The 11,982-nt window shown below is 75.2% G+C and carries 11 protein-coding genes and 1 riboswitch; of the genes, 6 read left to right on the plus strand and 5 right to left on the minus strand.

What is annotated here, in order from left to right; all coding sequences use genetic code 11:
• The first annotated feature begins 51 nt into the window (after window positions 1-51).
• Both pcrA and CELGI_RS04670 read left to right on the plus strand, forming a co-directional pair.
• Window positions 52-2,562 (plus strand): DNA helicase PcrA, encoded by a 2,511-nt coding sequence (pcrA, locus tag CELGI_RS04665; protein ID WP_013882955.1) that lies wholly within the window; start codon window positions 52-54, stop codon window positions 2,560-2,562.
• Window positions 2,563-2,683: 121 nt separating this feature from the next.
• Window positions 2,684-4,687 carry an acyltransferase family protein gene (locus CELGI_RS04670; RefSeq protein WP_245528173.1) on the plus strand — a complete coding sequence of 668 codons (2,004 nt, stop codon included), beginning with the start codon at window positions 2,684-2,686 and terminating at the stop codon, window positions 4,685-4,687.
• Between the two features lie 21 nt (window positions 4,688-4,708).
• On the opposite strand, the gene CELGI_RS04675 is transcribed toward CELGI_RS04670, so the two are convergent.
• Genes CELGI_RS04675 through CELGI_RS17295 form a run of 4 tightly spaced genes read right to left on the minus strand, consistent with a single transcriptional unit; the run spans window position 4,709 to window position 6,922 of the window.
• Window positions 4,709-5,107 (minus strand): hypothetical protein, encoded by a 399-nt coding sequence (locus CELGI_RS04675; RefSeq protein ID WP_013882957.1) that lies wholly within the window; start codon window positions 5,105-5,107, stop codon window positions 4,709-4,711.
• Window positions 5,104-5,844 (minus strand): hypothetical protein, encoded by a 741-nt coding sequence (locus CELGI_RS04680; RefSeq protein WP_013882958.1) that lies wholly within the window; start codon window positions 5,842-5,844, stop codon window positions 5,104-5,106. Before CELGI_RS04680 ends, CELGI_RS04675 begins: the two co-directional genes overlap by 4 nt.
• Before the next feature lie 29 nt (window positions 5,845-5,873).
• Window positions 5,874-6,173, minus strand: coding sequence for a type VII secretion target (locus tag CELGI_RS17290; RefSeq protein WP_013882959.1), 300 nt, complete (start codon window positions 6,171-6,173; stop codon window positions 5,874-5,876).
• The gene (locus tag CELGI_RS17295; protein WP_013882960.1) at window positions 6,170-6,922 is read right to left on the minus strand and encodes a hypothetical protein; all 753 of its coding nucleotides are present in this window, start codon (window positions 6,920-6,922) and stop codon (window positions 6,170-6,172) included. The genes CELGI_RS17290 and CELGI_RS17295 overlap by 4 nt, the downstream gene beginning before the upstream one ends.
• A gap of 213 nt (window positions 6,923-7,135) precedes the next feature.
• On the opposite strand from CELGI_RS17295, the gene sucC reads away from it, so the two are divergent.
• From sucC to CELGI_RS04705, 3 genes are all read left to right on the plus strand, one after another.
• The gene (sucC, locus tag CELGI_RS04695) at window positions 7,136-8,311 is read left to right on the plus strand and encodes an ADP-forming succinate--CoA ligase subunit beta (RefSeq protein ID WP_013882961.1); all 1,176 of its coding nucleotides are present in this window, start codon (window positions 7,136-7,138) and stop codon (window positions 8,309-8,311) included.
• Window positions 8,312-8,332: 21 nt separating this feature from the next.
• Window positions 8,333-9,217, plus strand: a complete 885-nt coding sequence (gene sucD, locus CELGI_RS04700) for a succinate--CoA ligase subunit alpha (RefSeq protein ID WP_013882962.1) — start codon at window positions 8,333-8,335, stop codon at window positions 9,215-9,217.
• Between the two features lie 80 nt (window positions 9,218-9,297).
• Window positions 9,298-10,554, plus strand: a complete 1,257-nt coding sequence (locus tag CELGI_RS04705) for a cell division protein PerM (protein WP_150104662.1) — start codon at window positions 9,298-9,300, stop codon at window positions 10,552-10,554.
• 13 nt (window positions 10,555-10,567) lie between these two features.
• Here CELGI_RS04705 and CELGI_RS04710 read toward each other — a convergent pair whose 3' ends face one another.
• A complete protein-coding gene (locus CELGI_RS04710) occupies window positions 10,568-11,134 on the minus strand; it encodes a hypothetical protein (RefSeq protein WP_041574102.1) in 567 nt (188 codons plus the stop codon).
• 88 nt (window positions 11,135-11,222) lie between these two features.
• Here CELGI_RS04710 and purN point away from each other — a divergent pair, with 88 nt between their 5' ends.
• Window positions 11,223-11,891, plus strand: a complete 669-nt coding sequence (purN, locus tag CELGI_RS04715) for a phosphoribosylglycinamide formyltransferase (protein WP_013882965.1) — start codon at window positions 11,223-11,225, stop codon at window positions 11,889-11,891.
• A 3-nt stretch (window positions 11,892-11,894) separates the two neighbouring features.
• A riboswitch (ZMP/ZTP riboswitch) is annotated at window positions 11,895-11,982 on the plus strand.

Raw genomic sequence — 11,982 nt, forward strand, 5'->3', positions numbered from 1 at the left:
TGCCGCGCGGGTGCCTCGGGTGTCGGTGGCGGCGCCTAGGCTGGGCGGGCCATGACGTCGCTCTTCGATCACCTCGCCCTGCCCGCCTCCACCGGTACGCGTTCGCACGCCGGCGACCCGTCCGGGCTGCCGCTCGTGATGCCGCCGCGGTCCGACGACGACGCGCGGGCCGAGCACGACGCCGCGGTCCGCGAGGAGCGGGCGGCCGCACTGCTCGAGGGGCTGAACCCGCAGCAGCGCGAGGCGGTGCTGCACCACGGCGGGCCGCTGCTCATCGTGGCCGGCGCGGGATCGGGCAAGACGCGCGTGCTCACCAACCGCATCGCGCACCTGCTGGCCACGCGCCGCGCACGCGCGGGCGAGATCCTGGCCATCACGTTCACCAACAAGGCCGCCGCGGAGATGCGCGAGCGCGTCGCGGCCCAGGTCGGGCCGGCCGCGGGGCGCATGTGGGTCTCGACGTTCCACTCGGCGTGCGTGCGCATCCTGCGGCGCGAGGCGCAGACGCTCGGGCTGCGCTCGAGCTTCTCGATCTACGACGCCGCGGACTCGCAGCGCCTGCTGACGCTCGTCGCGCGCGAGCTGGACCTGGACCCGAAGAAGTACCCGGCCAAGGCGCTCGCGCACAAGATCTCGGCGCTCAAGGACGAGCTCGTCGACCCGGAGACGTTCGCCTCGACGTCCGGCGGGGGAGCGGCGAACGACTTCGACGCCGCGCTCGCGCAGGTCTACACGCGGTACCAGGCCCGGCTGCGGCAGGCGCACGCGCTCGACTTCGACGACCTCATCATGACGACCGTGCACCTGCTGCAGGCGTTCCCCGCGGTCGCCGAGCACTACCGTCGACGCTTCCGGCACGTGCTCGTCGACGAGTACCAGGACACCAACCACGCGCAGTACGTGCTGGTGCGCGAGCTCGTGGGCACGGGGACCAGCGCGTCGGGCGAGGAGCTCGCCCGCGGTGAGCTCACGGTGGTCGGTGACGCGGACCAGTCGATCTACGCGTTCCGCGGCGCCAACATCCGCAACATCCTCGAGTTCGAGGCCGACTACCCGGACGCGCGCACGATCCTGCTGGAGCAGAACTACCGGTCGACGCAGACCATCCTGTCCGCGGCCAACGCCGTCATCAGCAAGAACCCGGGGCGCAAGCCCAAGCGGCTGTGGACCGACTCGGGCGCCGGTGCGCAGATCGTCGCGTACGTCGCGGACGACGAGCGCGAGGAGGCGCGGTTCCTGGTCGAGGAGATCGACCGGCTCGGGGACACCGCGGGCGTGCGGCCCGGCGACGTCGCGGTGTTCTACCGCGCCAACGCGCAGTCCCGCGTGATCGAGGACGCGCTCGTGCGCGTCGGGCTGCCCTACAAGCTCGTCGGCGGCACGCGGTTCTACGAGCGCAAGGAGATCAAGGACGCGGTCGCCTACCTGCGCGCGATCGCCAACCCGGACGACGACGTCAACCTGCGCCGCATCCTCAACGTGCCCAAGCGCGGGCTCGGCGAGCGGTCCGAGGCGATGGTGGCCTCGTTCGCGGAGCGCGAGCGCATCTCGTTCGGGGCCGCGCTCGGGCGGCTGGACGAGGTGCCGGGGCTCGGCGGGCGGGCGATCACGGGGCTGTCGGCGTTCGCCGAGATGATGGCGGACCTGCGCACGCTCGCGGCCGCCGCGGGCCCGGCCGAGGTGCTGGGCGCGGTGCTCGACCGTTCGGGCTACCTGGCCGAGCTGCGCGCGAGCGAGGACCCGCAGGACGCCTCCCGCGTCGAGAACCTCGCCGAGCTGCACGCCGTGGCCACGGAGTTCGAGCAGAGCGACCCCGACGGCGACCTCGCGGACTTCCTCGAGCGCGTCTCGCTCGTGGCGGACTCCGACCAGATCCCGGCGGCGGACGGCGGCGACGAGCAGCCGAGCGGGCCCGAGCCGGGCGTCGTGACGCTCATGACGCTGCACACCGCGAAGGGGCTGGAGTTCCCCGTGGTGTTCCTCACGGGCATGGAGGACGGCACGTTCCCGCACATGCGGTCGCTGTCCGACCCCGACCAGCTCGCGGAGGAGCGTCGCCTCGCCTACGTGGGCCTGACCCGCGCGCGCGAGCGCCTGTACATCTCGCGTGCCGCGATCCGCACCGCGTGGGGCGTGCCCAACGAGTTCCCGCCGAGCCGGTTCCTGGGCGACCTGCCCGACGAGCTCATCGACTGGCGCCGGCGCGAGTCGTCGACCTCGCAGCTGCGCGGCGGCTGGGGATCGGGGTTCGGTTCGTCGCGCGGGGGCGGCGGGTACGGGTCCGGTGGGCGCGGCGGTGGCCAGGCCCCGTCCGGCGCTCCGCGGCGAGAGCCGCGTCCCGCCCTGCCCGCGACCGGGGCGACGTTCGGCTCGGCCACGCCCCGCCCGGACACCGCGATCCCGTCGCTCGAGGTCGGCGACCGCGTCACGCACGACGCGTACGGCCTGGGCACGGTCGTCGCGCTCGAGGGCGGCGGGCACAACGCGGTCGTCAAGGTGGACTTCGGGACCGAGGGGACCAAGCGCCTCCTGCTCCGGTTCTCGCCGGTGACCAAGCTCTGACCTCTCGCGCAGCCGCGGTGCCCGGTTCGCCGGGATCGCGGACGGCCGGAGTGTCCCTCCCGACGTCGCCCCGGGATCACCTACGGTGGCCGGAGCACTCGATCCGAGGAACGAGGTGCGCGTGACATCCACGACCCAGCAGACGACGACCGACGACCGCGCCGGACGAGCCCCCGAGCCGCCGCGCCCCGTGCGCGAGCCCGCGCGGCACCCCCGCATCCACGGCCTGGACGGGCTGCGCGCGATCGCGGTGCTCGCGGTGATCGCCTACCACCTGTGGCCCGACGCGCTGCCCGGGGGCTACCTGGGCGTCGACGTGTTCTTCGTGGTCAGCGGGTTCCTCATCACGACGCTGCTGCTGCGGGAGATGACCACCACCGGGCGGCTCGACATGCCCGCGTTCTGGGTGCGCCGTGCGCGCCGCCTGGTCCCCGCGCTCCTGGTCGTGGTGGTGGTGTCGATCGTCGCCGCGCGTCTGACCGAGCCCGACCTGCTCGTCGGGATCGGCCGGCAGGTGGTGGGTGCCGTGACGTTCTCCACCAACTGGCTCGAGATCGCCGCGGGCTCGAGCTACTTCGACGCGACCGCGCCCGAGCTGTTCCAGCCGTTCTGGTCGCTCGCGATCGAGGAGCAGTTCTACGTGCTGTGGCCCCTGCTGCTCGCCGGGCTGCTGCTCGGCGCCGCGGCGCTGCACGCGCGCGCGGGTGCGCGGCTCGTCGCGGTCGTGGTGGGTGCGGCGGCGGTCGTGTCGGCCGTGCTGATGGCGGTGCTGCACACGCCGGGTGCCGACCCCACACGCGTGTACTACGGCACGTTCACGCACGCGTTCGGCCTGCTGGCCGGTGCGGCGTTCGCGATCGCGTGGGCCGGCGGCGCCCGGCCGCTCGAGCGCGGCGGGGCGCACGCCGACACGCCGTCGTCGGCCGGCCGGCCGGCCGCGGGAGCGCCGACGAGCGCCGCCACCCGGGCGGTGCAGTGGGTCCCCGTCGGCGGGCTGGCGGTGCTCGCGGTCCTCATGGGCACGCTGCGCGCCGAGGGCACCTTCGCCTACCGCGGCGGCATCGCCCTCGCATCGGTGGCCGCGCTGGCGGCGGTGATCGGGTGCGCGTCCCGGCAGCCCCGCGGGCTCATGCGCGTGCTCGACCTGCCCGCGGTCGTCTGGGTGGGGGAGCGGTCGTACGGGCTCTACCTGTGGCACTGGCCCGTGATCCTGGTGGTCGCGGCCGTGTTCGGCGACGCGCCCGGTTCGCCGCTGTGGTGGCGCGCGCCGCTCGTGGCCCTGCTCGTGACGTTCGCGTTCGCGGCGCTCAGCCACCGGTTCGTCGAGACCCCGATCCGGCGTGACGGGTTCCGCGCGGTCGCGCGGCGCGTCCGGGACGCGGTCGCGCGGGTACCCGGTGCGCGCGTCGCCGCGGGCGCGACGGCCCTGCTGGTGCTCACCGCCGCGGCATGCGTCGCCACGGCGCCCGACCAGACCTCGACCCAGCGGGCCGTCGAGGCCGCGCAGCGCGAGATCGAGGAGCGCGGGTCCGCGCCGAGCCCGACGCACGGCACCGAGCCCACCGCCCCGACGACGTCGAAGCCCTCCGCCGGGGCGTCGGCGCCGCCGTCGGGCGCGCCCGCGGCGCCGCTCGACGGGTCGGACGTCATCGGGTTCGGGGACTCGGTGCTCTCGGCGGCCGCGCCCACGCTGTTCGACGAGCTGTCGCAGATCGCGATCGACGCCAAGCCGATCCGCAAGTGGCTCGACGCACCCGCGCTGGTGGCACGCGCCGAGAAGGAGGGCCGGCTCCGCCCCGTGGTGCTGCTGCACTTCGGCACGAACGGCGGGTTCCAGTTCGAGGGCTCCGAGAAGGCGTTCACCACGACGCTCGACCGCATCGGCCCGGACCGGCAGGTGGTGCTGTACACGGTCGTCGGCTACAGCTACTGGGTCGACGACGCGAACGCGCGCATGCGTGAGCTGGTCGCGGACCGTCCCAACGTGCACGTGGTCGACTGGAACGCTTACGTCGCCGAGCACCCGGGACTGCTGCACGCGGACAAGACCCACCCGAACATGAAGGGCGTCGTGGCGTACGCCGACCTGCTGCGCGCGACCCTCGAGGACCTGCACGGCGCGTGAGCCGGCGACGCGCCCGCGACGTCACCCGGGCGGCCGCGGGAGCCCGCGCACGACCGCCACCGCCTCGGCGAGGCTGACCCACGGCACCTGCCGGCGGACCGACCGCACCGCGGCGATCTCGCCCTGGTCGGCGAGGGCGGCCCGCACGGGCGCGAGGTCGAGGCGGGCGAGCTCGGCCGCGCGGGCCGCGTCCGTCCGGGGGGCGCGCGGACGGCCCGGCCACGCGAGCGCGCCCAGCACCGCGGTCAGGCCCGCGGCACCGACGACGGCACCGAGGGCTGCGGGCTCGGCCACCAGGGCGACCACGACACCCACCAGCACCGCCACGGCCGCCAGCGCGCCGAACGTGAGTCGCCGCACGCGCAGCTCGCGCCGCCGCGCCGCGGCGAGCGCGGCCGCGTCCGGCTGCCACGCGCTCATGCCGTGCCCCGCGGCCAGTGCCCGCCCGGGAAGCCGTTGTGGGCGCCCGAGGCGTTCGTGATGTTGACCAGGGCTGCGGCGGCCGCCCCCTGCGTGGCGACGAGCGTCGCGACCGCGGCCGTGATCATGCCGAGGTTGACCGCCGCCTCCTCCACGATGAGCAGCAGCCCGGCCCAGGAGAGCACGACCGAGCCGAGCGCCACCACGGCGGCGGTCGCGGCCGCGAGGAACTTGGCCACGATCACACCGAGCGCGACGTAGAACGCCAGGCCCGCGACCGCGCACGCGCCGAGCGACACCGTCACCGCGCTCGAGATCGACTGGACCTGCGAGGCCGCAGCCGCCTGACCCGCGACCGCCGCCTTGTAGGTGGTCGCGGCGTCTCCCGTCCACGACAGCGGCGCGCGCAGCGCGTTCGGGTGGACCGCGGACGCGACCGCAGAGGCGGGCGCCCCGACCTGCGTCGACCAGTCGTACGCGCGCAGGAAGAACCGGACCGGGGCCGCGGCGCCCTCGAGCAGCTCACCCGTGCGGGTCAGCACGGTGCGGCCGAGATCGAGCATCCGTTCGGTGCACCACGCGAGCCCGTCGGCGAGCCATCCGGGCACGCCCCAGCGGGAGACCGCCGAGTCGAGTGCGGACCGGACCTCGTGGAGCCGGTCGGAGAGCGCGGACACCGTGCCGCGCAGCTCGTCGACCGCAGCCTGGTGCAGGGTCGGTGTGAAGGTCGAGCTCACGTGCTCCTCCTGTCGTCGTGCATGCGTGGTCAGTACGCGCCGGTCACGTGCTGCGCGACATCCTCGTCGCCGCGCTCGTACGCGCCGGCGTTGGCGCGCAGGGCGCCCGCGATGTCCGCCATCGCGGGGACGCCCTCGCGGCCGCGTGCCGCCACCTGGTCGACGGCACCCTCGTACGCGTCGCGCATGAGCACGAAGATGCCCGCCTGCAGCCCGGTCAGCCGCAGCGCGTCCGCCGCGTCCGCGGCCCGGCCGATCGTCGCGGACTGCTCGTCCCAGGTCTCGGCCTCGTGCCGCAGGGCCCGCGTGACCACGTCGACCTCGTTCATGACGCCACCGTCCCGGCCGCACCGTGCGCCGCACCGAGCAGCGCGAGCGACTCCGCGAGCAGCCGGTCCGCCGCCTCGGTCCCGCGTGCGGTGGCGGCGGTGAGCGTGCGCTGCGCCTCGGCGAGGGCCTCCGTGAGCGCGCGGGAGAGCGCCGTGGCGTCGGCGCAGCGGACGCGCGGCCCGTCGAGCGTGCACGCCGTGATGCCACCCGGGCTCAGCCCGACCTCCACCTCGCCGCCGAGCGCGCGGCCCGTCACGGAGGGTGCGTCTCCGGGAGCGGCCTGGCGCGTCGCCGCGAGGAGCGTGATCGCCTCCTCCGCAAGCTCCTCGACCGGCCGCGCCGGGCCCGTCGCGGCTGCCGCGGCCCCTCCACCGGCGGCACGGCCGAGACCGGAGCCGACATCGATGCGGACGTCGCCGACCTGGTCGCCCGCCCGCACCTCCGGGCCGGCGAGGACCTCGAGCGCCCGCGCGTCGAGCGCACGCGACGCGCCCGCGCCCGCCGCGACGACCGCGCCGGCGAGCGCGCGCAGGGTCGCCCGGCGTGGCCAGTCCTCGGCGACGCGCACCGACGTGGGGACGCCCCGGCCGTCCACGGTCACCGTCACCAGCCCGTCGGGGTCCTCGCCGCACGCGCCGCCCGCGAGCCCCGCGCGCAGCTGCCGCAGCGGTTCCGCGACCGCCTCGAGCTCCTCGTGCAGCCGGCGCAGCCACGCCTCGCCGCCGATCGCACGTCCGTCCTCCGCCATGACGTCCCCCTTCGTCGATGAACCACCCGAAGTCGGACACTAGGCGCCCGTGCCGCGCCGTGACCGCACCCGGGAGCCTTGTGGACGGGCAGGTCGCGCACACCACAGTCTCTCGATGTGAAGACATCTCGCGTCGGCGGCTAGCATCGACCCGGCGCACACGGCCGCACCGAGGCCGCCGGCGCGCGGGCGACGAGAGGAACCGGGACCACAGTGGACCTGTTCGAGTACCAGGCACGGGACATCTTCGAGAAGCACGGCGTACCGGTGCTCGGCGGCATCGTCGCCACCACGCCGGACGAGGCGCGGGCCGCGGCCGCGACGCTGCTGGGTGACCAGCCGGGCGTCGTCGTCGTCAAGGCGCAGGTCAAGACGGGCGGCCGCGGCAAGGCGGGCGGCGTCAAGCTCGCGCGCTCGGTCGAGGAGGCGGGCGAGAAGGCCGCCGAGATCCTCGGCATGGACATCAAGGGCCACACCGTGCACCGCGTGATGATCGCCGCGGGGGCCCGGATCGCGCAGGAGTTCTACTTCTCGCTGCTGCTGGACCGTGCCGAGCGCCGCTACCTGGCGATGTGCTCGGTCGAGGGCGGCATGGACATCGAGCAGCTCGCGGTCGAGCGTCCCGAGGCGCTCGCCAAGGTCGCGGTGGACCCGCGCACGGGCATCGACCAGGCGAAGGCGGACGAGATCGTCGCCGCCGCGGGCTTCGACGCCGCGATCGCCGGCCAGGTGGCCGACGTGCTGCGCACGCTGTGGACCGTCTACCGCGACGAGGACGCCACGCTGGTCGAGGTCAACCCGCTCGTGCTCACCGAGGAGGGCCGGATCGTCGCGCTCGACGGCAAGGTCAGCCTCGACGCGAACGCCGACTTCCGGCACGACGACCACGCGGCCCTCGAGGACGCGAGCGCGGCGGACCCGCTCGAGGCCCGGGCCAAGGAGAAGGACCTCAACTACGTCAAGCTCGACGGCGAGGTCGGCATCATCGGCAACGGCGCGGGGCTCGTCATGAGCACGCTCGACGTCGTCGCGTACGCGGGTGAGCGCCACGGCGGCGTCAAGCCCGCCAACTTCCTGGACATCGGCGGCGGCGCGTCCGCCGAGGTCATGGCGGCCGGCCTGGACATCATCCTGACGGACCCGCAGGTCAAGTCGGTGTTCGTCAACGTGTTCGGCGGGATCACGGCGTGCGACGCCGTCGCCAACGGCATCGTCGCGGCGCTGCAGATCCTGGGGGACGAGGCGAGCAAGCCGCTCGTTGTGCGCCTGGACGGGAACAACGTGCTCGAGGGCCGCCGGATCCTCGCGGAGGCGAACCACCCGCTGGTGACGCTCGCCGACACGATGGACGGCGGGGCCGACAAGGCCGCCGAGCTGGCGAACGCCTGAGACCGAGAGAGAGCAACTGACATGGCGATCTTCCTCACCGAGGCCTCCAAGGTCATCGTCCAGGGCATGACCGGCTCCGAGGGCACCAAGCACACGACGCGCATGCTCGCGTCGGGCACGCACGTGGTCGGCGGGGTCAACCCGCGCAAGGCCGGCACGAGCGTCGAGTTCCCGGGCGGCGTGCAGGTGCCCGTGTTCGGCACGGTGGCCGACGCGGTCGCGCAGACCGGCGCGGACGTCTCGGTCATCTTCGTGCCGCCTGCCTTCACCAAGGCGGCCGTGATCGAGGCCGTGGACGCGGGCGTCCCGCTCGTCGTGATCATCACCGAGGGCGTCCCCGTGGCCGACACCGCCGAGTTCTTCGCGTACGCGCAGGACAAGGGCGTGCGGCTCGTCGGCCCCAACTGCCCGGGCCTGATCAGCCCCGGGAAGTCCAACGTCGGCATCATCCCCGCGGACATCACGGGCCCGGGCCGCATCGGCCTCGTCTCGAAGTCCGGGACGCTGACGTACCAGATGATGTACGAGCTCCGGGACCTCGGCTTCTCCTCGGCGGTCGGCATCGGCGGCGACCCGATCATCGGGACCACGCACATCGACGCGCTCGCGGCGTTCGAGGCGGACCCCGAGACGGACCTCATCGTGATGATCGGCGAGATCGGCGGCGACGCCGAGGAGCGTGCCGCCGCGTTCATCCGGGAGCACGTGACCAAGCCCGTCGTGGGTTACGTCGCGGGCTTCACGGCGCCCGAGGGCAAGACGATGGGCCACGCCGGCGCGATCGTCTCGGGCTCGTTGGGCACCGCGCAGGCCAAGAAGGAGGCCCTCGAGGCCGCGGGCGTCAAGGTCGGCAAGACGCCGTCGGAGACCGCCGCGCTCGCGCGGGAGCTGCTCACGCGCGTGTGAGCGACGCCGCGTCGGGCCGGGACCGCGACGCGCCGGGCGGCGTGCACGGATCGGTGGCCCGGTCCGGTGACGATGTCCGCGTGACCTCCACGACCGAACGACCCCGCACGCCCGCGCGTGCGGGGTCGTCGTCGTTCATCGCCGGGACGCTCGGGGGTGCGCCGCGGTGGGTCAACGGTGCGCTGACGGCGGTGCAGGGTGCGCTGCTGTCGCTGCTGGTCGTCGTGCTGCCGGCGGTTGCCGCGTACGTGGCCACGTCGGCCGATCCCGCCAACGAGGGCGTCGAGTGGTTCCGGGCGGTCGCGGTGGGGACCGCGCTGTGGCTCGCCGGGCACGGTGTGCCGCCCAGCGTGGGCGGGGTCGCGGTGACCGTGGTCCCGCTGGGTGTCACCGCGCTCACGGTGTTCACGTGCTGGGCGTCCGCGCGCCGCTCCGGGTTGCCGACGCGCTCGTCGTACGTGGCGGCGGTGGTGACCTACACCGCGGTCGTCGTGGTGCTGACCGCGCTGGTCGCGCCCGGCGTGCTCGCGATCGGCCGCGCCGCGCTCGGCGGCGCCGCGACCGGGGCGCTCGGACTGGGGCTCGGGCTGGCGGCGCGCCCCGGGGGACGCCGCGCGAGTGACGTGCTGCAGCCCTACGCGCGACGCGTCCCGACCGCCGTCGCCGCCGGCCTGCGGGCGGGCACGGCCGCCTTCTCGGCGCTCATGGTGGCCGCTGCGCTCGTCGTGGTCGGATGGACGCTCGTGGGCCGCAGCACCGTCTGGGCGATCGCCGACGGCCTGGGGGTCGACGCGCTCGGCGGCGCGGTGCTCGCGGTCGCGCAGCTCGCGTTCCTGCCGGTGCTCGTCGCGTGGGCGCTCGCGTGGGTCGCCGGGCCGGGGTTCGTCGTGGGGGAGGGCACGCACTTCGCCAACGACGCCATGACCGGCGGGACGCTGCCCGCGGTCCCGCTGCTCGGTGCGCTCCCGGGGGCCGACGTCGCCGGCGGGCCGTCGGTGCTCGCGCCGCTGCTCGTGGTCCTGGCCGGCGCCGTGGCGGGGTGGTACGTGCACCGCGCGTTCCGTGTTGCACCGCTCGCCCGGGCCTGGACGTCGGCGGCCGCGTGCGCGGTCGCGGCGGCGTGCAGCGGGGTGCTCGCGGCGCTCGTCGTGCAGGCCGCGTCCGGCGCGATCGGTCCCGGGCGGATGGCCACCACGGGTGCATCGGCGCTGACGGTGGGTGCCGTGGTCGCGGCGGAGGTGCTGCTCGGCGCGCTGCTCGTCGCGCTGCCCGCGGACCGCAGGCTGCGCGCCGCGGTCGTGCGCGGCATCCTGCGCCGTCCGGGCGCCGGGTCCTGAGCAGGGCCCTCGCTCAGCGGCCCAGGCGCTCCCGCCAGTCCGTGAGGTCCTGCTCGAACTGCGCCTCGCACGTCCGCTCCGCGGTGATCGTCAGCGCACCGGCCAGGCAACGCTGACGGTCGAGCTGTGCGGGCCACATGAGCGTCATGCCGAGCGCGACCACCACCCACATGGCCGTGATCCCGAGCCCGGCCGCGAGCATCCCGGTGAGCAGGCCGCGCTGCCGTGAGCGCAGCGCCACCAGCAGCGCACGCCCGCCGACCACGAGCGCGAGGACCCCGAACACCAGGCTCGCGGCCTGCCAGGGCACCGGGAAGGTGCCGGTGATCACGCCCGCGAGCAGGAGCGCCGCGAACACGCGGCCCAGGCGCGCGGCCCGTGCGACCAGCTCCGGATCCGGCGGCTCGGGGTGCGGCGGAGGCGGAGCGGTCGGCTGCTGTCCCGGCGGCATGCCCCACTGCGGCCCGGCCGGACCGTGCGCCGGTGGCGCCGGTGGCGCGCCGTGGGGGCCGCGCGCGTCGCCCCGGTCCTCGGGCCGACGCGGCGCCTGCTCGTCGGGCGGCGCGTACGGGTTGCTCACCCCGGCATTCTGACCCACGCGACCCACCGACGTCGGGTGCCGTCCGCGGGGCCCGTCGGACCGCCGTGCGCGGGTAGGGTCGCTGCCCGTGACGGCCGACCAGCAGCCCGCCAGCCCGCAGCACGTGACCCGCACGGCCGGACGCCTCGTCGTCCTGGTGTCGGGGACCGGGTCCAACCTCGCGGCGCTCCTGGCCGCGCACGACGACCCCGCGTTCGGCGCGCGCGTCGTCGGCGTGGTCGCCGACCGGCCGGACATCCGCGCGCTCGACCTGGCGCGGGACGCGGGCGTCCCCACCGCCGTGGTCCGGCTGGGGGACTTCCCGGACCGTGCGGCGTGGGACCGGGCCCTCACGGAGGCCGTGGGGGTGTTCTCGCCGGACCTCGTGGTGGCCGCCGGGTTCATGAAGCTCGTCGGGGCGGCGTTCCTCGCGCGGTTCGGAGGTCGGGTGATCAACACGCACCCGGCGCTGCTGCCGTCCTTCCCGGGGGCGCACGGCGTTCGGGACGCGCTCGCGTACGGCGTCCGGGTCTCCGGGTGCTCGGTGATCGTGGTCGACGAGGGCGTGGACTCGGGTCCGATCGTGGGGCAGGAGGCCGTCCCGGTCCTGCCCGACGACGACGAGGAGAGCCTGCACGAGCGCATCAAGGTGGTCGAGCGCACGCTCCTGGTCGACGTGGTGGGACGCATCGCCCGCGACGGGCTCACCGTCGAGGGCCGGCACGCGCGTCTGGGACGCGCGCGGGCCGCAGGCTAGACTGACCGCGGCCGTGACTGGCGAGGGTGGGAGCGACCACCGGGGAGCGGCCGCAGTCCCCTGCAGCGCACCGCCCGCCTGGGTGCCTGGG

The organism is Cellulomonas gilvus ATCC 13127 (assembly GCF_000218545.1).
Lineage (GTDB): Bacteria > Actinomycetota > Actinomycetes > Actinomycetales > Cellulomonadaceae > Cellulomonas > Cellulomonas gilvus.